The 20,637-nt window shown below is 66.7% G+C and carries 21 protein-coding genes and 6 tRNA genes; 16 read left to right on the plus strand and 11 right to left on the minus strand.

What is annotated here, in order from left to right; translation table 11 throughout:
- Window positions 1–25 precede the first annotated feature (25 nt).
- The 3 genes from I3K84_RS01930 to I3K84_RS01940 are packed head-to-tail and all read right to left on the minus strand — an operon-like array spanning window position 26 to window position 2,196.
- Window positions 26–1,027: an HD-GYP domain-containing protein gene (locus I3K84_RS01930; RefSeq protein ID WP_196995394.1), complete on the minus strand. Its 1,002-nt coding sequence runs from the start codon at window positions 1,025–1,027 to the stop codon at window positions 26–28.
- A gap of 22 nt (window positions 1,028–1,049) precedes the next feature.
- Window positions 1,050–1,694 carry a TIGR02281 family clan AA aspartic protease gene (locus I3K84_RS01935; RefSeq protein ID WP_011805907.1) on the minus strand — a complete coding sequence of 215 codons (645 nt, stop codon included), beginning with the start codon at window positions 1,692–1,694 and terminating at the stop codon, window positions 1,050–1,052.
- A gap of 16 nt (window positions 1,695–1,710) precedes the next feature.
- Window positions 1,711–2,196: a YajQ family cyclic di-GMP-binding protein gene (locus I3K84_RS01940; protein WP_047350459.1), complete on the minus strand. Its 486-nt coding sequence runs from the start codon at window positions 2,194–2,196 to the stop codon at window positions 1,711–1,713.
- 67 nt (window positions 2,197–2,263) lie between these two features.
- Here I3K84_RS01940 and murB point away from each other — a divergent pair, with 67 nt between their 5' ends.
- Complete coding sequence (gene murB, locus I3K84_RS01945; protein WP_196995395.1) at window positions 2,264–3,340, plus strand: UDP-N-acetylmuramate dehydrogenase; 1,077 nt, start codon at window positions 2,264–2,266, stop codon at window positions 3,338–3,340.
- A 105-nt stretch (window positions 3,341–3,445) separates the two neighbouring features.
- Here murB and I3K84_RS01950 read toward each other — a convergent pair whose 3' ends face one another.
- The 3 genes from I3K84_RS01950 to sigJ form a co-directional block, all read right to left on the minus strand.
- A complete protein-coding gene (locus tag I3K84_RS01950) occupies window positions 3,446–4,861 on the minus strand; it encodes a DASS family sodium-coupled anion symporter (protein ID WP_231403393.1) in 1,416 nt (471 codons plus the stop codon).
- A 310-nt stretch (window positions 4,862–5,171) separates the two neighbouring features.
- Window positions 5,172–5,627 (minus strand): carboxymuconolactone decarboxylase family protein, encoded by a 456-nt coding sequence (locus tag I3K84_RS01955; RefSeq protein WP_196995396.1) that lies wholly within the window; start codon window positions 5,625–5,627, stop codon window positions 5,172–5,174.
- Between the two features lie 82 nt (window positions 5,628–5,709).
- Window positions 5,710–6,573 (minus strand): RNA polymerase sigma factor SigJ, encoded by an 864-nt coding sequence (sigJ, locus tag I3K84_RS01960; protein ID WP_196995397.1) that lies wholly within the window; start codon window positions 6,571–6,573, stop codon window positions 5,710–5,712.
- Window positions 6,574–6,919: 346 nt separating this feature from the next.
- Here sigJ and I3K84_RS01965 point away from each other — a divergent pair, with 346 nt between their 5' ends.
- Together I3K84_RS01965 and queC are read left to right on the plus strand one after the other, a co-directional pair.
- The gene (locus I3K84_RS01965; protein WP_015913664.1) at window positions 6,920–7,588 is read left to right on the plus strand and encodes a 7-cyano-7-deazaguanine/7-aminomethyl-7-deazaguanine transporter; all 669 of its coding nucleotides are present in this window, start codon (window positions 6,920–6,922) and stop codon (window positions 7,586–7,588) included.
- A complete protein-coding gene (gene queC / locus I3K84_RS01970; RefSeq protein WP_088886460.1) occupies window positions 7,585–8,304 on the plus strand; it encodes a 7-cyano-7-deazaguanine synthase QueC in 720 nt (239 codons plus the stop codon). Before I3K84_RS01965 ends, queC begins: the two co-directional genes overlap by 4 nt.
- 89 nt (window positions 8,305–8,393) lie before the next feature.
- Here queC and argG read toward each other — a convergent pair whose 3' ends face one another.
- The 4 genes from argG to I3K84_RS01990 all read right to left on the minus strand — a co-directional run bounded on the left by argG (window position 8,394) and on the right by I3K84_RS01990 (window position 11,474).
- Complete coding sequence (gene argG, locus I3K84_RS01975; RefSeq protein ID WP_196995398.1) at window positions 8,394–9,740, minus strand: argininosuccinate synthase; 1,347 nt, start codon at window positions 9,738–9,740, stop codon at window positions 8,394–8,396.
- A gap of 66 nt (window positions 9,741–9,806) precedes the next feature.
- Window positions 9,807–10,124: a pyrimidine/purine nucleoside phosphorylase gene (locus I3K84_RS01980; protein WP_011805898.1), complete on the minus strand. Its 318-nt coding sequence runs from the start codon at window positions 10,122–10,124 to the stop codon at window positions 9,807–9,809.
- A 169-nt stretch (window positions 10,125–10,293) separates the two neighbouring features.
- Window positions 10,294–10,974, minus strand: coding sequence for a glycine zipper 2TM domain-containing protein (locus tag I3K84_RS01985; RefSeq protein ID WP_172207217.1), 681 nt, complete (start codon window positions 10,972–10,974; stop codon window positions 10,294–10,296).
- Between the two features lie 113 nt (window positions 10,975–11,087).
- Window positions 11,088–11,474, minus strand: a complete 387-nt coding sequence (locus I3K84_RS01990; RefSeq protein WP_015913663.1) for an ArsC family reductase — start codon at window positions 11,472–11,474, stop codon at window positions 11,088–11,090.
- 47 nt (window positions 11,475–11,521) lie between these two features.
- Here I3K84_RS01990 and folC point away from each other — a divergent pair, with 47 nt between their 5' ends.
- From folC to I3K84_RS02055, 13 genes are all read left to right on the plus strand, one after another.
- Window positions 11,522–12,847, plus strand: coding sequence for a bifunctional tetrahydrofolate synthase/dihydrofolate synthase (gene folC, locus I3K84_RS01995; protein WP_172207215.1), 1,326 nt, complete (start codon window positions 11,522–11,524; stop codon window positions 12,845–12,847).
- A gap of 14 nt (window positions 12,848–12,861) precedes the next feature.
- Window positions 12,862–13,704, plus strand: coding sequence for an SPOR domain-containing protein (locus I3K84_RS02000; protein WP_196995399.1), 843 nt, complete (start codon window positions 12,862–12,864; stop codon window positions 13,702–13,704).
- 40 nt (window positions 13,705–13,744) lie between these two features.
- Window positions 13,745–14,233, plus strand: coding sequence for a CvpA family protein (locus tag I3K84_RS02005; protein WP_011805893.1), 489 nt, complete (start codon window positions 13,745–13,747; stop codon window positions 14,231–14,233).
- Between the two features lie 77 nt (window positions 14,234–14,310).
- Complete coding sequence (gene purF / locus I3K84_RS02010) at window positions 14,311–15,819, plus strand: amidophosphoribosyltransferase (protein ID WP_011805892.1); 1,509 nt, start codon at window positions 14,311–14,313, stop codon at window positions 15,817–15,819.
- A 130-nt stretch (window positions 15,820–15,949) separates the two neighbouring features.
- A complete protein-coding gene (locus tag I3K84_RS02015; protein WP_196995400.1) occupies window positions 15,950–17,164 on the plus strand; it encodes an O-succinylhomoserine sulfhydrylase in 1,215 nt (404 codons plus the stop codon).
- The gene (gene gltX / locus I3K84_RS02020) at window positions 17,161–18,570 is read left to right on the plus strand and encodes a glutamate--tRNA ligase (RefSeq protein ID WP_047350469.1); all 1,410 of its coding nucleotides are present in this window, start codon (window positions 17,161–17,163) and stop codon (window positions 18,568–18,570) included. Before I3K84_RS02015 ends, gltX begins: the two co-directional genes overlap by 4 nt.
- Window positions 18,571–18,635: 65 nt before the next feature.
- Window positions 18,636–18,711, plus strand: a tRNA-Ala gene (locus I3K84_RS02025).
- Window positions 18,712–18,743: 32 nt separating this feature from the next.
- A tRNA-Glu gene (locus I3K84_RS02030) sits at window positions 18,744–18,819 on the plus strand.
- 46 nt (window positions 18,820–18,865) lie between these two features.
- A tRNA-Asp gene (locus I3K84_RS02035) sits at window positions 18,866–18,942 on the plus strand.
- 4 nt (window positions 18,943–18,946) lie between these two features.
- Window positions 18,947–19,022 (plus strand) — tRNA-Ala (locus tag I3K84_RS02040).
- Window positions 19,023–19,053: 31 nt separating this feature from the next.
- A tRNA-Glu gene (locus I3K84_RS02045) sits at window positions 19,054–19,129 on the plus strand.
- A gap of 57 nt (window positions 19,130–19,186) precedes the next feature.
- Window positions 19,187–19,263: transfer RNA gene (locus I3K84_RS02050), tRNA-Asp, on the plus strand.
- A gap of 269 nt (window positions 19,264–19,532) precedes the next feature.
- Window positions 19,533–19,739 carry a hypothetical protein gene (locus I3K84_RS02055; protein ID WP_172207210.1) on the plus strand — a complete coding sequence of 69 codons (207 nt, stop codon included), beginning with the start codon at window positions 19,533–19,535 and terminating at the stop codon, window positions 19,737–19,739.
- A gap of 101 nt (window positions 19,740–19,840) precedes the next feature.
- Here the strand turns inward: I3K84_RS02055 and I3K84_RS02060 are convergent, their stop codons facing one another.
- Complete coding sequence (locus I3K84_RS02060; protein ID WP_015913585.1) at window positions 19,841–20,599, minus strand: 3-hydroxyacyl-CoA dehydrogenase; 759 nt, start codon at window positions 20,597–20,599, stop codon at window positions 19,841–19,843.
- Window positions 20,600–20,637 lie beyond the last annotated feature (38 nt).

Below are 20,637 nucleotides of genomic sequence, written 5' to 3' on the forward strand. Positions count from 1 at the left end.
TTCCTGATGCTGCAGGCCCGGTTTTTCAGCGGGACAGGGTCTGTGTGCGCTGGGCAGCATAAAGCCCCAGGCGCACCATGGTGCGGTTATGCAGTTCCACCGTCACCGCCGACCGCGCCAGCGCCGACTGGATGCGCGGCTGTCCGCGCACCGTGTGGTAGAGCGCGGGCGAGGCCAGCGGCTCGCCCTTGGCATCCAGCACGCTGGCCACCAGCGGGAAGTTCGCCCGCTCGCTGCGGCGCAGCACGACGGCCGTCTCGCCATTGTCCAGGCGTACGAACGTGCCCGGCGGGCACAGGCCCACGGTGCGCACCAGCATGAGGCTGGCTTCGTCGCGCGCGTCGCTGTCCTGGCCCACGATGGCGCGCACCGAATCGGTGGCGCTGCGGCCGGCGCGGGACTTGCGCGGGCTGATCAGGGCCGCGTAGCGGTCGATGGTGCTCAGGATGCGCGTGAGCCGCTCCCGTACGGGCAGGCTCGCCAGGGGGACGGCCGCGTCGGACGAGGGCGCATGGTGCGTCGCCACGATCTCCAGCCACAGGTCGTTGGTGACCTGCAGATCTTCCAGCATGTCCAGTCCAAGCCGAGGGTGGCTGGCCACGACCTGCTGCTGCTCGGCCGTGAGCGGCTCGCGCTGCACCGCCAGCGCATCCTGCAGCGCCGTCATGCCGACGTTCATGGTGAACGCCGCGCGCACCAAGCTGTCGCGCTCCTGCGGCGGCAACTGCAACTCCTGCGCCAGGATGTGGCACAGCGTGCCGCACACCAGCGCATGCGATGCGCTGTAGCCCACGGTGGAGGTGGCGGCGAGCTGGAACATGAGGTACAGCGCGGCGTCGATGTCGTGCGCCACCAGGTCCTGAAGCCAGCGGTCGCACTGGCGCACCTTGGCCACGAAGTCGCGCGCCTGCCGTGGCCGCGCGAGCAGCGCCGACAGGGCGGACTCCAGGTCGGACCACTGGCCCAGCAGGTCTTCGTAGTCGCTGCCCGACGGATCGGTGCCACTGGGTTGGGGCTGTGCGGACATGGGGGCCTGAGGGCGACGCGCGTCAGCGGCGGCGTTGCAGCACCATCTCGTCGCCGCTGCGGTTCATGTGGAATTCGCGCAGGAAGCTGTTGCCCAGCAGCACATAGGGCATGGCCTCCGCGGTGACGATGGCGTCCACGCTGCGCAGTTCCACATCGCCCACCCGCACGGACTCCAGCCGCATGCGCCAGCCCTGCGCCGTGCCGTTGGCGGTGTTCATCATCACGGGCTGGCCCTGTTCGAACTTCAGGCCCATGCGCTGCGCGTCGGGCCGGCCGATGGCCACGGTGGTGGCGCCCGTGTCCACCATGTACTGCATCACGCGACCGTTGATGAAGCCGCTGTTGATGAAATGCCCACGCGCGTCGGCCTTGAGCACGATACGCTGGCCGGCCGCGCTGCCGCCAATGCTCACGGGCGACTCGCCCAGCTGGATCGCGCGCTGCGCGCCCGCGACCTCCAGCACCACGCCGTCGCGGCCCACCGAGACCACGCGCACGCCCATGTGGGAGCCGCCCGGTGCCACGCTGCGCGGCGCGCTGCCGTCCACCACCAGCAGGGCCTTGCCGCCCAGGATGCCGGCCAGCGCCACGCTTTGCGCGTAGGCGGCGGGCAGGCCGGTGGCTGCCAGCAGGGCAGCGGCCAGGCGCAGGGTCAGGCGGTGCATGGGCGGCGGGCGGTCATCAGTCGCGGAAGTTGTCGAACGTCAGCGGCAGGTCGGCGATGTCCTTGCGGATCAGCGCCATGGCGGCCTGCAGGTCGTCGCGCTTGGCGCCGGTGACGCGCACCTTGTCTTCCTGGATGGCCGCCTGCAGCTTGAGCTTGCTGTCCTTGATCAGGCGCTGGATCTTCTTGGCCTGCTCGCTGTCAATGCCGTTCTTGACCTTCACCACCTGCTTGAGCTTGTCGCCGCCGATCTTCTGGGGCTTTTGCACGTCCAGGAAGCGCACGTCCACGTTGCGCTTGGTGAGCTTGTTGCGCAGGATGTCCTCGACCTGTTGCAGCTGGAAGTCGGCGTCGCCGTACAGCGTGATTTCCTTGTCTTTCAGCTCGACGGCGGCAGAGGTGCCCTTGAAGTCAAAGCGCGTGCCGATCTCCTTGGCGGTGTTCTCCACGGCGTTTTTCACTTCGACGAAGTTGGCTTCACAGACGGTATCAAAAGAAGGCATGGCATCACTCGCGGCTAACTCGGTACAAACCCGCGCCCGCCTGGGGGCGGGTGCGACAATCCGGTCGATGTTAGTCGAGAAAAATGTTCCCCTGCAGACTTACAACACCTTCGGCATCGCCGCGCGTGCGCACACCCTGGTGCGCGTGCGCTCGGCCAAGGACGTGCATGACCTGCTGGGCGACCACCGCTTGAAGCGCCAGCCGGTGTTCGTGCTGGGGGGCGGCAGCAACATCGTGCTGACCGGCGACGTCAAGCCCCTCGTGCTGAAGATGGAGATCAAGGGCCTGCGCCTGCTGGAAGAGACCGACAAGGCCTGGATCGTGGAGGCCGGCGCGGGCGAGGTCTGGCACGAGGCCGTGGCCTGGACGCTGGCCCAGGGCTACCCCGGCCTGGAGAACCTGGCGCTGATTCCCGGCACCGTGGGCGCGGCGCCCGTGCAGAACATCGGCGCCTACGGCGTGGAACTGCAGGACCGCTTTCATTCCCTGGTGGCCATCGACCTGGCCACGGGCCGCCCCTTCACGCTGGACGCAGCCCAGTGCGCCTTCGGCTACCGCGACTCGGTGTTCAAGCATGCCGCGCCCCAGGCGCCCCACGAGGGTGGGGGGCTGCACCGCGGCATGGGGCTGGCCGGGCGCGCGGTCATCACCCATGTGCGCTTTCTGCTGCGCAAGGACTGGGCGCCTGAGCTGGGCTACCTGGACCTGGAGCGCAAGCGCCAGGAGGCGGGCGTGGACCGGCCCACGGCGCAGCAGATCTTTGACTGGGTGTGCGAGATCCGCCGTGCCAAGCTGCCCGACCCGGCCGTGATCGGCAACGCCGGCAGCTTCTTCAAGAACCCCACGGTCACGCCCGAGCAGTGCCAGGACATCATCGCGCGCGACCCGAAGATCGTGCACTACCCCATGCCCGACGGCACCATCAAGCTGGCGGCGGGCTGGCTCATCGACGCCTGCGGTTGGAAGGGCAAGACGGTGGGCAAGGCCGGCGTGTACGACAAGCAGGCGCTGGTGCTGGTCAACCGCGGCACGCCCGACGACAGCGTGACCGGCGGCGAGGTGATGACGCTGGCGCGCGCCATCCAGACCAGCGTGTACGAGCGCTTCGGCATCCGGCTGGAGCCGGAGCCGGTGGTGGTCTAGCAGGCGGTAGCTGCTAACCTTTTGATAGCTGCTACCGCTTATCAGTAAAAGGCTACAGGCCAAAAATGCCTGTAATCGCATGGGCCACCGGCCGGCGATGGGGCCTCAGCGCGCCGGCAGGGTCATGTAGCCCATCCAGGGCCAGTAGGTCAGCGCAAACACCACCAGCAGCGCGATGGCCACGGCGGTGAGCACCAGGCCCGTGCGCACATAGTCCTTGATGTCGAAGGTGTCGGTGCCGTAGGCCAGCATGCCCTGGGGCGAGTTCACCGGCAGGATGAAGCCGATGCTGACCACGAACTGCAGCAGCATGGTCATGCCGATGGGGTTGATGCCCGGCGTCTGCACCGCCTGCAGCACGCTGATGATGATCGGGATCATGGTGGAGGCCAGGCCTGTGGCGCTGGCAAAACCCAGGTGGATCACGATCAGGAACAGGGCCAGCAGCATGAAGATGGCAAATGCCGTGGCGTTGGCCAGGCCCAGGTTGTCCACGATCAGGCGGGCCAGCCAGGGCGCGGCCTCGGTCTTGAGCAGGGCCGCACCCATGGCGATGCCCACGGCGAACAGCAGCACCGTGCCCCAGGGAAAGCCCCTTTGCGACTCCTTCCAGCCCATCACGCCCAGGCGCGGCAGCAGCATCAGTGCGATGGCCACGATGGTGGAGGTGGTGGTGTCCACGTCGTGCAGCACGCCCTCGGTCGCCCAGAAGCCCAGCAGCACCAGCGTGATGCCCAGCAGCTTCCACTGGTTGGCGGTCATGGCGCCCAGTTCTGCCAACTGGCGCTGGATGGCCTCGCGCCCACCGACGATATGGTCCATCTCGGGCTTGAGCATGCGCGTCATGATGAAGTACAGCGCGATGGTCAGCACGACGGAGTACGGCGCCCCGGCCACGAACCACTGGCCCCAGGTAATCGTCTGGCCAAACTGCTTCTCGATGAAGCCGATGGCCACCATGTTCTGCGCGGCGGCGGTCTTGATGCCGATGTTCCACACGCTGGCGGTCTGCGCGGCGGTGATCACCACCAGCGCCGCGAACTTGCTGCGCCGCTGCGCCCCGAAGGCCGACAGGAAGCCCAGCATGATCGGCATCAGGCAGGCCACGCGCGCCGTGGCGCTGGGCACGATGAACGACAGCAGAAAGCCCACCAGGATCGCGCCCATCGCCACGTGGTTGGCGCGCGCGGGCACGTACGAGAGCACCTGCAGCGCGATGCGCTTGTCCAACTGCGTGGCCGTCATGGCCGCGGCGATGAAGCAAGCCGCCGCCACCAGCACCACGGCGCTGTTGCTGAAGCCCCCCGGGGCATAGGGCAGCGCGGCGCGCGTGCCCATCATGGCGCCTGCCGCCTCCTTGCCTGGCACGGGGCTGATGGCCAGCAGGACGATCATCAGCGCGCCGATAACGACGGCGCTCACCGCATAGTCCAGCGCCTCGGTCATCCACAGGATCACCGCGAACGCGAGGACGGCCAGCATCATCTGCCCGGCCTGCGGCAGGCCCGGCAGGGCGGGCATGAACGCGATGGCCAGCAGCACCGCGATGGCGGCCCATAGACCTATGCGCTGCGTGAACGTGAAGCCCCCAGCAGCGGGTGCAGGAGCGGGGGGGATGAGGCCGGGGACGATGGCATGGCAGCTTCCTTTCTCTTTGTTAGGCCCCGGCCGGGCCGAGGCTCGCGGTCATTGTGCGCCGCTGTTGCCAGGCTGCTGATGACAGTTCGCGGGTCTGTGGCGGAAGCATGACATGCGTCAAGATTTTCGGGTCCTTAGGCGGCGGCGCCCCCATGCTTGCCCTGGCGCGTTGTCAGGGTTTCCGCTCGCATGCTCAGGCTGGCGTGTGGATCCCGGGCGGGGTGCGAAAGGCGACGCTGAGCCGGTTCCACCCGTTGATCGCGACGATGGCCATCGACAGCTCCACGATCTCCGCTTCGCTGAACTGCGCGCGCACCTCGTCGTACACGGCGTCGGACACCTGCGACTGCTCCAGGCGCGTGAGGGCCTCGGTCCAGGCCAGTGCGGCACATTCGCGCGCATCGAACACGCCGCTCTCGCGCCAGGCGCTGAGCAGGTGCAGCCGCCGGTCGCTTTCGCCATGCTCGCGCGCCTCGCGGGCGTGCATGTCGATGCAGAACGCGCAGCCATTGATTTGCGAGGCGCGCATCTTCACCAGCTCGTGCAACTGCACGGGTAGTTGCCCCGCATCGACGTGCTTTTGTAGGCCGTACATGGCGGCATAGCTTGCGGCGTGGCGAGGGAGGTTGATGCGGGGGGCTGAGGACATGGAAGGCTCCTTGCAGGGGGGTGAGAAAAAAGGGGTGAACGCGGCGCCGCCGCGCAGACGGTGCCGGGCGAAGCGCGCAGGCCTACAGGCCGCGCAGCTTGTCGGGGTTGAGGACGGAATACACCGCGTGGATGTGTACGCCGTCGGTCTCGAAGGCCATGACGGCGCGCACGCCGCCCGCGTCGCGCAGCAGCAGCCCGGGGCCGCCGTTGACGTCCATCGCCTCCATGGTCTGGTGGCTCAGGTAGAGGCGCCACACCGACGCGGCCAGGCGTGCGATCGCACGCGGCCCGTGCAGCAGCTTGGCGGCGGCGCGCACCTTGCCGCCGCCGTCGGCGGTCCACTGCGCATCCTCGGCGAACAGCGCCAGCAGCGCCGCATGGTCCTGCGTGCGCATGGCCTGCACGAAGCGCTCCACCAGCGCACGCGACGCCTCGGGTGTGGCCGTGAAGCGCGCCCTGCGCTGGCGCACCTGGGTGCGTGCGCGGTGCACCAGCTGGCGGCAGGCGGCCTCGCTCTTGCCCAGCATGCTCGCCACCTCGGGGTAGTCGCTGTCGAACACGTCGTGCAGCAGGAAGGCGGCGCGCTCGTCGGGCGTCAGGCGCTCCAGCACCACGAGCAGCGCCACGGACAGGTCGCTGGCCAGTTCGGCGCGTGCATCGGCGGCCGGGGCGCTGTCGCCGGGGATCCACGGTTCCGGCAGCCAGGGGCCGTCATAGGCCGTGCGTTCTATGCGCGCGGCGCGCAGCCGGTCCACGCACAGCCGGGTGACGGTGGTGATCCGCCAGGCCTCGGCCGTCTGCACGCGCTCCAGGGCCGTCGCCTGCCAACGCAGCCAGGCGTCCTGCAGCACGTCCTCGGCATCGGGGCGGCTACCCAGCATGCGGTAGGCCACGCCCGCCAGGCGTGGGCGGTGCTGCTGAAAGGCGGCGAGGTGCTGGTCCATGGCGAGTGAGGTTGTCGCGTTCATGCCCCTAAGACGTGCGGCGCATGCATTGTGTGACGGGTGCCTTGAAAAAAATACGCGGCGCAACCCTGTGCGCGGGTGGGATGCGCAAATGTGCCTACAATCGCGCCCCGGCTCTGTTGCCACCATGGGTTCCCTCGCCCCCATCCAGGAACCTCCGCAACACCTGTAGTGCCGCACGCATCTGTGGGCTTGACGGCCTGCGTCGATGCAAATCCTCGGGGTGGCCCTGCCACCGCTGTGGTTTGCGCTTCGCGTCCCATCCCGATTCGCAGCGTGCTGATCCCTACAGGTATTGCAGAGGTCCCATCCAAAAAGGACTGCCATGACCTCGCTGAAGGCACCATCGCGCGTGCCGTTGTACCTCTCCCTCCTGGTGGCGTTCCATATCGCCATCGTCATCGCCAGCAACTACCTGGTGCAACTGCCCATCAATTTGCTGGGCTTTCACAGCACCTGGGGGGCGTTCAGCTTCCCGTTCATCTTTCTGGCCACCGACCTGACGGTGCGGCTCATCGGCAAGGCCGAGGCGCGCCGCGTCATCACCCGCGCCATGCTGCCGGCGCTGGTGGCGTCGTATGTGGTGGGCGTGCTGTTCCACGAAGGCCGCTTCAACGGCTGGGCGGCGCTGGGTGACTTCAACACCTTCGTGTTCCGCATCGCCTTTGCCAGCTTTGCCGCCTACGTGCTGGGGCAACTGCTGGACATCCAGGTGTTCGACCGTATCCGCCAGAGCAGCCGCTCGTGGTGGCTGGCGCCCGCGGCGGCGTCGGTGTTCGGCCAGGCGCTGGATACGGCGGCGTTCTTCTCCATCGCCTTCTGGCGCAGCCCCGACGCATTTATGGCCGCCCACTGGGGCGAAATCGCCGTGGTGGACTATGTCATCAAGCTGGCCGTGAGCCTGTTGTTCTTCGTGCCGGCCTACGGAGTGGCGCTGGCCGCCATCGTGCGCAGCATGCGCGAGGGCGCGGCCCCGCTCGCGACCGCGCCATGAGCCGCCTGCCGCAGCGGCGCGCGCTGGTGCTGCTGTCGGGCGGGCAGGACTCCGCGACCTGCCTGGCCTGGGCGCTGGCGCGCTATGGGCATGTGGAAACCCTGGGCTTTGACTACGGGCAGCGCCACCGCGTCGAGCTGGACTGCCGGCAGCGGCTGATCGACGGTGTGCGCGCCCTGCCGTGGCCGGGACAGTTGGGGCCGGACCACATGCTGACGGTGGACGTGCTCGCGCAGCTGGGCGGCAGCGCCATGACCGAAGACGTGGCCATCGCCATGCAGGCGGACGGTTTGCCCAACACCTTTGTGCCGGGGCGCAACCTGCTGTTCTTCACCCTGGCGGCGGCGCTGGCCTATCGGCGCGGGCTGGATGTGCTGGTGGGCGGCATGTCCGAGACCGACTATTCCGGCTACCCCGACTGCCGCGACAGCACGCTGAAGGCGCTGCAGGTGGCGCTGAGTCTGGGCGTGGACCGCCCGCTGACGCTGGAAACTCCGCTGATGTGGCGCAGCAAGGCCGACACCTGGGCCCTGGCGCAGCGGCTGGGCGGCGACGCCCTGGTCGAACTGATCCGGTGTGAGTCACACACCTGCTACCTGGGCCAGCGCGGCGACCTGCACGCCTGGGGCCACGGCTGCGGCGGCTGCCCCGCCTGCGAACTGCGCGCACAGGGGTGGGAGCAGTGGACCGCGCAGCGCTCTTTGAACGGCGCATAAAAAAACACCCGGCATGCCTGCCGGGTGGTTGCTTCTATTTTTATAGCTGCTAGCGCCCGTCCATCAAGCGCTAGAGGCCTGTTTGATACTTATTTTTTCTTCGCGCCGCCGTCTTCCAGCTGCGCCAGCGCGGCATTGCCGCCCAGCGACAGCAGGCCGGCGCGCGCATACACGCCCAGCTTGCCGCGCGTGTCGGAGATGTCCAGGTTGCGCATGGTCAATTGGCCGATGCGGTCCAGCGGGCTGAACGGCGCGTCTTCCACCTTTTCCATCGACAGGCGCTCGGGCGCGTAGGTCAGGTTGGGCGACTCGGTGTTCAGGATGGAGTAGTCGTTGCCGCGACGCAACTCGAGCGTCACCGTGCCGGTCACGGCGCGCGCCACCCAGCGCTGGGCCGTCTCGCGCAGCATGATGGCCTGGGGGTCGAACCAGCGGCCCTGGTACAGCAGGCGGCCGAGCTTCAGGCCGTTCAGGCGGTACTGCTCGATGGTGTCTTCGTTGTGGATGCCGGTGACCAGGCGCTCGTAGGCGATGTGCAGCAGCGCCATGCCGGGGGCTTCGTAGATGCCGCGGCTCTTGGCCTCGATGATGCGGTTCTCGATCTGGTCGCTCATGCCCAGGCCGTGGCGGCCGCCGATGCGGTTGGCCTCCAGGAACAGCTCCACGGGGTCGGCGATCTCCTTGCCGTTGAGCGCCACGGGCTGGCCTTCGTCAAAGGTCACCGAGACCTCCTCGGCTGGCACCTTGACCTCGGGCTTCCAGAACGCCACGCCCATGATGGGGTTGACGATGCGGATGCCGCTGCTGAGGAACTCCAGGTCCTTCGCTTCGTGCGTGGCGCCCAGCATGTTGCTGTCGGTGCTGTACGCCTTTTCGGCGCTCATCTTGTAGCCGAAGCCTTCCTTGGTCATGAAGGCCGACATCTCGGCGCGCCCGCCCAGCTCGTCGATGAACTTCTGGTCCAGCCAGGGCTTGTAGATCTTCAGCGCGGGGTTGGTGAGCAGGCCGTAGCGGTAGAAGCGCTCGATGTCGTTGCCCTTGAAGGTGGAGCCGTCGCCCCAGATGTGGACGTCGTCTTCCTTCATCGCGGCCACCAGCATGGTGCCCGTCACGGCGCGGCCCAGCGGCGTGGTGTTGAAATAGGTGATGCCACCGGTGCTGATGTGGAAAGCTCCGGCCTGGATGGCGGCAATGCCCTCGTGCGCCAGCTGCGTGCGGCAGTCGATCAGGCGGGCCTTCTCGGCGCCGTATTCCATGGCCTTGCGGGGGATCTCGTCGTAGTCGGCTTCGTCAGGCTGGCCCAGGTTGGCGGTGTAGGCGTAGGGCAGGGCGCCCTTGTTCTTCATCCAGCGCAGCGCGGCGCTGGTGTCGAGGCCGCCCGAGAAGGCGATGCCGACCTTCTGGCCGACGGGGAGGTGTTGCAGGATGGTTGCCATGGGATTCTCTTGAAAATTGATAGCTGCCCGCGCTTGTGTGGTAAGCGTTGGAGGCTTAAAACATGCTCAGCCGTAGTGGCAGATGTAGTGGAAGGCCTCGGTCACGCGGATGTTGAATTTGGAATTGCCCGGCACGCTGAACTTCTCGCCCGCGCCCACCTTGACCCAGGCGTCGGTGCCGTCCAGCTGGTATTCGCAGGATCCGCCCACGCATTCCATGATCTCGGGTGCGCCCGTGCCGAACGTTAACGTGGCCGGCAGCACCACACCCACCGACTTCTTCGTGCCATCGGGGTACGTGAGGTTGTGGCTCACGCACTTGCCGTCAAAGTACACATTGGCCTGGGTGGTGACGGAAACACCGTCGATTTTTTCGGTGGTCATGGATGGGGACGCAGAGGATGGGACAAACCATCGATTCTAGAGCCTGCGCGTGCCGGCGCGCCCCGTGCGGGCGCGGGGCGACGTTGGCCCCGCAGCAACGAAAAAGGGCTCCGAAGAGCCCTCTGGCATGTGCCGTCTGCGTGCTGGCCGCCAGGCCGTGGCGCTCTGCTCAGCGCCAGTAACGGTCGTGGTAGCGGGGCGGGCGGTAGGGATGGCCATAGTTGTCGCGGTATTCGATCACGGTGACGGGCGGCTCCACGATGTAGGCCGGCGGGCCCGGCTGGGTGGACACCACCACGCCCGGCTGGGCATAGCCGCCGGAATAGGTGGGAGAGTAGGTGGGGGCGTAGGTGGGCGGGTATCCGGCGGGAGCGCGCGACACTCCCGGCACCGTCGGCTGCACGGTGAGTGGAATCCACGCGCCTGGGTCCGTCTGCGTGCGCGTGTTGTAGTGCCGGCCGGCGTATTCGTAGACCACGTCGTAGCCGACGATCTGGTTGTCGTAGTAGGTTTCGGTCGTGCAGCGCTGCACATTCTGGTAGCCGGGGCGACCGCCCTCGATCTGGTTGCCCAGCACCGCGCCACCAATCACACCCAGGGCCGTGGCCGCGGCGCGGCCGCTGCCGCCGCCAATGGCGTTGCCCGCGGCGCCGCCGGCAATCGCGCCCAGCACCGCGCCCGCGCCGGAGGTGGGGCGGGCGCCGCTGTAGATGGTTTCGTTGCCGCAGACCTGCTGCGGAATCGCGATCTGCTCGGTGATGGGCGTGGCCGACAGCACGCGGCCCTGTTCCTGTGCCTGGGCGGCCAGCGCGGCCGTGGCCAGGGTCGCGAGGACAAAAATCTTGTTCATGGGCAAAAAGCTCCTTTCGGTCGGCCTACAACGCGCCGAACCTGCGGGAAGTTTCAGCCCGGCGCGTCAACACACCCGCGCCGACCCGTAAATCTGCGTAAAGATGTGTTGCCTCATGCCTTGGAGTGGCTGGCCGCGCGTGCGTTCCATGCCTCGGGGCTGAAGCCCACCGTCACGTCACCCGCGGGGCTGCCCTGCCACTCGACCACGGGCCGCTTGATGACCGAGGGCTGCTCGCACATCAGCGTGGCCGCGCTGGGGGCGTCCGTCACGCCGGCCTGCACGGTCGCGTCCAGCTTGCGCCAGGTCGTGCCCTGGCGGTTGAGCAGCTTCTCCCAGCCCACGGCAGCCATCCACGCGGGCAGGCGCTCTGCGGGCACGCCTTGCTTCTTGAAGTCGTGGAACTGGTAGGCCAAGCCTTGCTCCTGCAGCCAGGCGCGGGCCTTCTTGACGGTGTCGCAGTTGGGAATGCCGTAGACGATGATCGTGGGGGTACTCATGGCCCGGGATCATCGCGCAAGCCCGGCTCGGCGACAATTCACGGGCTATGCACATTCCTCCGCAGACACTGGAAGGCTGGCTTCGCCACTGCGAGCAGCTGCACCCCAAGAACATCGACATGGGCCTGGAGCGCGTGGGCGAGGTGGCGCGCCGCCTGGGGCTGCGCTTCAACTGCCCCGTGATCACCGTGGCGGGCACCAACGGCAAGGGCTCGACCTGCGCCATGCTGGAGGCCGTGGCCCTGCAGGCTGGCTACCGTACGGGGGTCTATACATCGCCCCATCTGGTGCATTTTGAGGAGCGTTGCCGCATCCGTGGCGAGATCGTCGATGCCGCGTCGTTGGTGGCCAGCTTCGAGACGGTGGAGCGGGCGCGCACGCAGAACGGCAACGAGGTCATGCTGACCTACTTCGAATTCACCACGCTCGCCATCCTGCGGCACATGAGCCTGTCGCTGCTGGACGTGGCCATCCTGGAGGTGGGGCTGGGCGGGCGGCTGGATGCCACCAACATCATCGACGCCGACTGCGCGGTGATCACCAGCGTGGACATCGACCATGTGGAGTTCCTCGGGCCTGACCGCGAGACCATCGGCCGCGAGAAGGCCGGCATCATGCGCACCGGCCGCCCCGTGGTGGTGAGCGACCCCATGCCGCCGCAGAGCGTGATCGACCATGCGCGCGAGATCGGCGCCGACCTGTGGCGCTTCGGGCAGGACTTCAATTTCTCGGGGGACAAGCAGCAGTGGGCCTGGGCCGGGCGCGGGCGCCGCTATGCCGGCCTGGCGTATCCGGCGCTGCGGGGCGCCAACCAACTGGTCAATGCCTCGGGCGCACTCGCTGCGCTGGAGGCAGTGCGTGAACGCCTGCCCATCAATGCGCAGGCGGTGCGCGCCGGCCTGGCGCTGGTGGAACTGCCGGGGCGCTTCCAGATCGTGCCGGGCCAGCCCACGCTGGTGCTGGACGTGGCGCACAACCCGCACTCGGTGGCGGCGCTCACGGCCAATCTGGACGCCATGGGCTACTTCCCGACCACGCACGCGGTGTTTGGCGCCATGGCCGACAAGGATCTGGCGCCCATGCTGGCCAAGGTCGGGCCGGTGATCGACCGCTGGTATTTCACCGACCTGCCCACGCCGCGCGCCGAGACGGCCGCCAGCCTGCAGCAGAAATGGAATGCGCTGCAGATGGTGGCCGGAGGGCGCCGTGAGGTCGCCACCAGCCTGCACGCCAACCCCGAGGAGGCGCTGCGCGCGGCCGTGGAGGCCGCGGACCCCGCTGATAGAATTGTGGTCTTTGGCTCGTTCTACACGGTGGGTGGCGTGCTCCAGCATGGGGTGCCGCGCCTGCAGGCCAAGCATCTGGGCGCATAACGAGTCCGCACTCCATGGCATTTTTCAAGTTTCGTTGGCCTGGCCGGCAGGAGCCGTCGGGCGACACCAACAAACCCGCCAAGCGCTCACGCACTCCGCAGGCCGAGAGCATCGAGGAAATGCGCCGACGCGCGCGCCACCGCCTGCTGGGCGCGGCAGTACTGGTGCTGGTGGGCGTGGTGGGCTTCCCCCTGCTGTTCGACACCCAGCCGCGGCCGGTCCCGGTGAATGTGGCGATGGACATTCCCGATCGCCACAAGGTGGCTCCGCTGGTGGTGCCGCAGCAAGAGGCCAACACCCCCCGCGCCGCGGAGCCGGCGACTTCCGGCCTGGATGCGGGCGAGGAAGTGGTGGCGTCCCGCCCACGCAGTGCGCCAGCGGCCTCGCAGCCCACTGCGCGCGTCGAGCCCAAAGTGCCGGCTAAGGCGGAAACCCCGGCGGAATCCAAGCCCGAGCCCAAACCGGAGCCCAAGCCCGCGCCCAAGGCAGAGGCCAAACCGGAATCCAAACCAGAACCCCGGCCCGATCCCAAGCCTGCGCGCCAGGACGATGCCGCGCGCGCCCGCGCACTGCTCGAAGGCCGCAACCCGCAGCCCAGCGCCGCGCCGGTCGCTGCGCGCGAGGAGCAGGGCCGCTTCATCGTGCAGGTAGGCGCCTTCGCGGACGCCGACAAGGCGCGCGAGGTGCGTGATCGGTTGGAGCGCTCTGGCCTCAAGACCTATACCCAGGTGGTGGACACCAAGGATGGCAAGCGCACGCGCGTGCGAGTGGGTCCATTCACCAGCCGTGCGGACGCCGACAAGGCAGCCGGCCGCGTCAAGGGCGCGGGGCTGTCCGCGTCGGTGTTGGCGCTGTAGGCCGGCTGGCGGCGCGGGACGGCGGTTTCAAAGGTTGCGCATGGCGGCGCTGGACTGGATCTTCCTGGTGGTGCTGTGCGCGTCGCTGCTGATCGGTGCGTGGCGCGGGCTGGTATTCGAGTTGCTGTCGCTGGCCGGCTGGGTGGTGGCGTTCTTTGCCGCGCAATGGTTCGCGGACGATATGGGCGCGCTGCTGCCCATGGGGCAGGCGGATGCCACCTGGCGCCATGTGGCGGGCTTCGCGGTGGTGTTCGTCGGTGCGGTGTTTGCGTGTGGGCTGGTGGCGTGGCTGCTCAAGAAACTGGTCGAGGCGGTGGGCCTGCGGCCCGCGGACCGGGCGCTAGGGGCACTGTTTGGCGTGCTGCGCGGCCTGGTGCTGCTGCTGGCCGTGGTGCTGGTGGCCGGCTGGACGCCGATGCAGGATGCGCCGTGGTGGAAGGAATCGCAAGCCGCCCCCCTGTTGCAGGGAGCGCTCAAGGGGTTGAGGCCCGCGCTGCCGGATGAACTGGGCCGCCATCTGCCTTCCTAGCGGGCCTGGCGGCGCGGCCGCGGTGAGTGATGTGTGTGATCGGCGGGAAACCCCGCCGCCAAAACTGGAACGAAACTATGTGTGGAATTGTCGGCGTGGTCAGCACGGCCCCCGTGAATCAGCTGATCTATGACGCCTTGCTGCTGCTGCAGCACCGGGGACAGGACGCCGCGGGCATCGTCACGCAGGAAGGGCGCAAGTTCTTCATGCACAAGGCCAAGGGCATGGTGCGCGACGTGTTTCGCACGCGCAACATGCGCGCACTGCCCGGCACCATCGGCCTGGGGCAGGTGCGCTATCCCACGGCGGGCAATGCCTCCAGCGAGGAGGAGGCCCAGCCGTTCTACGTGAACGCGCCGTTCGGCATCGTGATGGTGCACAACGGCAACCTCACCAACGCCAAGCAGCTGCGCGGCGAACTGGCCGACACCGACCACCGCCACACCAACACCGAGAGCGACTCCGAAGTGCTGCTCAATGTGCTGGCGCATGAGCTGGCGCGCGCCACCAGCGGCGCGCCGCTGCAGTCCGAGGACGTATTCAAGGCCGTGCGCGCGGTGCACAAGCGCGTCAAGGGCTCCTACGCCGTGATCGCGCTGATCGCCGGCTATGGCCTGCTGGCGTTCCGCGACCCGTTCGGCATCCGCCCGCTGTGCATGGGCCGCGGCGCGGACGGCACCGTGATGCTGGCGAGCGAATCCGTGGCGCTGGAGGGCACGACCCAGGTGCTGGACCGTGACGTCGCGCCCGGCGAGGCCGTGTTCGTGCACGCCGACGGCCGCGTGGAAACCCAGCAGTGCGCCGAGAACCCGCACCTCAACCCCTGCGTGTTCGAGTACGTGTATTTGGCGCGTCCCGACTCGGTGATGGACGGCATCTCGGTCTACCAGGCGCGACTGAACATGGGCGAGACGCTGGCCAAGCGCGTGATCTCCACCGTGCCTCCCAGCGAGATCGACGCCATCATCCCCATCCCCGAATCCAGCCGCCCCAGCGCCATGCAGCTCGCGCAGCTGCTGGGCATTCCGTACCGCGAGGGCTTCGTCAAGAACCGCTACGTGGGCCGCACCTTCATCATGCCGGGGCAGGGCGTGCGCAAGAAGTCGGTGCGCCAGAAGCTCAACGCTATCGGCAGCGAGTTCAAGGGCCGCAAGGTGCTGCTGGTAGACGACTCCATCGTGCGCGGCACCACCTCCAAGGAGATCGTGCAGATGGCGCGCGACGCCGGCGCGGTGAAGGTCTACCTGGCTTCTGCCGCGCCGCCGGTGCGCCACCCCAATGTCTATGGCATCGACATGCCCACGCGCTCCGAGCTGGTCGCGCACGGCCGCACGGTGGAGGAGATCCGCCAGCTGATCGGCGCCGATGCGCTGATCTACCAAGACGTGGAGGCCATGAAGCAGGCCGTGGGCAAGATCAACCGCAAGGTGGAGGGGTTCGAGGCCTCGTGCTTCGACGGCGTGTACATCACCGGCGACATCTCCGACGAGGAAGTGACCGCGCTCAACGAGGGCCGCAACCGGGGTGGTGAAGAGGAGCAGGAAGACACCTCCCGGCTGTCCCTGCCCAACGCCCAGGAGGCGTGAGTACACTCGCGCTCATCAAAAAGATGAGCGCCTTGCGCTTGTTGGTACTGGGTTTCAGGGTAAAAAATGCCTGAAGTCCAGGTACAGCAAGCGCTATCAGCTCCTATTTTTTAGAACAAGGACCGCCACCGTGACCGATCAACCCCTGCCCGAGGGGCTGCGCCCCGAGACCCTCGCCGTTCGCGAGGCCGTCGCGCGCAGCCAGTGGGGCGAGCACAGCGAGGCGCTGTACATGACCAGCAGCTTCGTGCAGAGCGACTGCGAAAGCGCCGCACGCCGCTTCGCCAACGAAGAGCCGGGCTACACCTACACCCGCACCGCCAACCCCACGGTCAGCAGCTTCGAGCGCCGCCTGGCGGCCATGGAGGGCACGGAATGCGCGGTGGCCACCAGCACCGGCATGTCGGCCATCCTGCTGATGGCGCTTACCGTGCTCAAGAGCGGCGACCACGTGGTGGCCTCGCAGTCCATGTTCGGCTCCACGCTCAAGCTGCTCGGGTCGGAGCTGGCGCGCTTCGGCGTAGAGACGACCTTTGTCTCGCAGACCGACCTGCAGTCGTGGGAGACGGCCATCCGCCCGAACACCCGCTTGCTGTTTGCCGAGACACCGACCAACCCGCTGGGCGATCTGTGCGACATCGCCGCACTGGCGCAGATCGCGCATGCGCGCGGCCTGCTGTTGGCGGTGGACAACAGCTTCTGCTCGCCCGCGCTGCAGCGCCCGGCGCAATTGGGCGCTGACCTGGTGGTCTACTCGGGCACCAAACTGCTGGACGGCCAGGGCCGCGTGATGGCGGGCGCCGTGTGCGGCACCACCGCGCTGGTGGACAAGGTCATGGGCACCTTCATGCGCAGCGCGGGGCTGAACCTGTCGCCGTTCAATGCATGGGTCGTGCTCAAGGGGCTGGAGACGCTGTCGCTGCGCGTGCGCGCGCAAAGCGCCGCGGCTTTGGAACTGGCGACCTGGCTGGCCACACATCCCAAGGTGGCGCGCGTGCACTATTCGGGCCTGGCCAGCCATCCGCAGCATGCATTGGCCATGCGCCAGCAGGGCGGCATGGGCGGCCCGGTGCTGGCGTTCGACGTGGTGGGGCAAGGCGCGGCGCAGCTGCGCGCGAATGCCTTCCACGTCATCGACAGCACGCGCGTGTGCTCCATCACCGCCAACCTGGGCGACGTGAAGACCACCATCACCCATCCGGCCAGCACCTCGCACGGGCGCCTCACGGAAGAGCAGCGCCAGGCGGCCGGCATCGGTCAGGGGCTGATCCGCGTCTCCGTAGGCCTGGAACATATCGACGATCTGAAGACCGACCTCTGCCGAGGCCTGGACACCCTGCCATGACACAACAACAAGTACGCACCCGTTTCGCCCCGTCGCCCACGGGCTTCATCCACCTGGGCAACATCCGCTCCGCGCTCTATCCCTGGGCCTTCGCACGTGCCAACGACGGCGTGTTCATCCTGCGCATTGAGGACACTGATCTGGAGCGTTCCACCCAGGCCTCGGTCGACGTCATCCTGGAGGGCATGTCCTGGCTGCAGCTCGACCATGACGAGGGCCCGTACTACCAGATGCAGCGCATGGAGCGCTACAAGGAAGTCCTGGCCCAACTGCAGGCTGCAGGCCATGTCTATCCCTGCTACATGAGCGTGGAAGAGCTCGATGCCTTGCGTGAACGCCAGATGGCCGCGAAGGAAAAGCCCCGCTATGACGGCACTTGGCGCCCCGAGCCCGGCAAGGTGCTGCCGCCCGTGCCGGAAGGCGTGAAGCCTGTGCTGCGCTTCAAGACGCCCCAGGGCGGTGTGGTTGGCTGGGACGACAAGTGCAAGGGTCGCATCGAGTTCCAGAACAGCGAGCTGGACGACCTGGTCATCGCGCGCCCGGACGGCACGCCCACCTACAACTTCTGCGTTTGCGTGGACGACATGGACATGCGCATCACCCACGTGATTCGCGGAGACGACCATGTGAACAACACACCGCGCCAGATCCACATCTTCGAGGCCCTGGGCGCCACGGTGCCCGTGTTCGCTCATCTGCCCACCGTGCTCAACGAGCAGGGTGAGAAGATGAGCAAGCGCAACGGTGCCAAGGCCGTGACGCAGTACCGCGACGAGGGCTACCTGCCCGACGCCATGGTCAACTACCTGGCGCGCCTGGGCTGGAGCCATGGCGATGACGAGATCTTCAGCCGCGCGCAATTCCTGGAATGGTTCAACCTGGATCACCTGGGCCGCAGCGCCGGCCAGTTCGACGAGGCCAAGTTGCGCTGGGTGAACGCACAGCATCTCAAGGCCATGGAAGATGCACAGTTGGCAGCACTCGTCCGGCCCTTCGTCGTGCAGGCGGGTGTTCCAGAGGCGCAGTTGGATGCTGATGACCGCTTGCCGCGCATCTGTGCGCTGTTCAAAGACCGCTGCGAAACGCTGGTGGACCTGGCACGCTGGGCGCGCGTGTTCTATGTGGACGCCATCGAGCCCGATGCAGACGACTTCGCGAAGCACGTGACTGAAACCGCCACACCGGCGCTCGACGCATTTGCCGCCGCCATGGAGACCGTGGCGTGGAACAAGGACGCGATCAACGCTGCGATCAAGGATGTCCTCAAGCAGCTGGGTTTGAAGATGCCGCAACTCGCCATGCCCGTGCGGGTGCTGACCATGGGTACCGCGCATACGCCGTCGGTGGATGCCGTGCTGGAGCTGCTGGGTCGCGAAAAAATCCTCGCGCGATTGAAAAGTCGTTAAAAACCTGTCTATAATTCAAGGCTCAGGTGATGACGACAGATAAGAAATTAAATGTCGAAGTCAAAGGGGGTATAGCTCAGCTGGGAGAGCGCTTGCATGGCATGCAAGAGGTCAGCGGTTCGATCCCGCTTACCTCCACCACCTGATGATTTGAACGGAAGTTCTTAGGTTTTGACCCTATCGTCTAGAGGCCTAGGACATCACCCTTTCACGGTGAGTACCGGGGTTCGAATCCCCGTAGGGTCGCCAAGTTTGGCTGCACTTGATTCGCAAGAATGCAAGCAGCTACCGACGCGGAGTGGTAGTTCAGTCGGTTAGAATACCGGCCTGTCACGCCGGGGGTCGCGGGTTCGAGTCCCGTCCACTCCGCCATCTTGGGGGTATAGCTCAGCTGGGAGAGCACTTGCATGGCATGCAAGAGGTCAGCGGTTCGATCCCGCTTACCTCCACCAAGATTTGTTGGTTTGCAAGTTTCTAGGTTTTGACCCTATCGTCTAGAGGCCTAGGACATCACCCTTTCACGGTGAGTACCGGGGTTCGAATCCCCGTAGGGTCGCCAAGTTTTGTGGCACTTGGCTCGGTTGCATTAGCAATAGGGCAAAAGTCACACCGACGCGGAGTGGTAGTTCAGTCGGTTAGAATACCGGCCTGTCACGCCGGGGGTCGCGGGTTCGAGTCCCGTCCACTCCGCCAATATCAAAAAAGCCGCTGCAAATAATTTTGCAGTGGCTTTTTTTCTGTGTTTTCAGAATTTATTGCGACAGCCAAGCAGCTATGCGGACATAGGGCGTCGCTCCGCTACGTGGCTGAATGTTTATGGATCCCTTCCCGGCATGCCCCATTGGGCTACTGAAAATCTGTCCATTCGCATCAATAAATGCGCTAAACCCTACGTTATTTGCACGTACTAGCGGTTTTTGTGCTTCGGCCGCGCGCACGCCGCTTTGCCAGGACACACGCTCGTGATCGTGCAACCCGATGATGATGGGCGCCGCGCGATCCTGAACCATGAACTGGACAAGGAGCGCGACGCCTTGCGGCGCCTGCAGACGCAGGAGGGGGCGGGCGGTGCGGATGCGCAGTTGGCGGTGAACCGCCACCAGAGCAACATCCGCGCCTTGGAGATTGAACTGCAGCGCTTGCCTGCGTCCGTGCGCCGCCAGCCCTAACCGCAGTTACTCACCGACTGCGTCCGCGTTGGTTTCGTTAGGAAAATATACGGAATCGGGCTCGAGCCCAATACAGACAAGCGCAAGGCGCTATCAAAAAATCACTTCGGTGCAAGGCGGATCGCGCCATCCAGACGAATCACTTCGCCATTGAGCATGTCGTTCTCGAAGATGTGGCGCACCAGCTTGGCGTAATCCTGCGGGGTGCCGAGGCGGCTGGGGAATGGGACGCCGGCGGCCAGCGCGTCCTGTACCTCCTGGGGCATGCCGAACAGCATGGGGGTGCCGAAGATGCCGGGGGCAATGGTCATGTTGCGGATGCCGTTGCGTGCCAGGTCGCGGGCGATGGGCAGTGTCATGCCCACGATTCCGCCCTTGGAAGCAGAGTACGCCGCCTGCCCGATCTGCCCGTCATAGGCCGCCACACTGGCGGTGGAGATCATCACCCCGCGCTCGCCGGTGGCTTCGGGTTCGTTCTTGCACATGGCCTCGGCGGCCAGGCGGATCATGTTGAAGCTGCCGATCAGGTTCACCGTGATGGTCTTGGTGAACGAAGCCAGCGCATGCGCGCCGTTCTTGCCAACGGTCTTTTCCGCAGGGGCGATGCCGGCGCAGTTCACCAGGCCCATGAGCTTGCCCATCGATACCGCTGCGGCCACCACGGCTTGGCCATCGGCCTCGCTGCTCACGTCGCAGCGCACGAAGCGCCCGCCGATCTCGCGCGCGACGGCTTCGCCCTTGTCGGCCTGCATGTCGGCAATCACCACCAAGCCGCCCGCTGAAGCCAGCATGCGTGCCGTGCCTTCACCCAGGCCTGACGCGCCGCCGGTGACGATGAACACCTTGCCCTTGATTTCCATGGTCTGTCTCCAAAGTTACGTTAACGTAAACGTTAATT

Source organism: Diaphorobacter sp. JS3051 (assembly GCF_015832135.1).
Classification (GTDB): domain Bacteria; phylum Pseudomonadota; class Gammaproteobacteria; order Burkholderiales; family Burkholderiaceae_C; genus Diaphorobacter; species Diaphorobacter nitroreducens.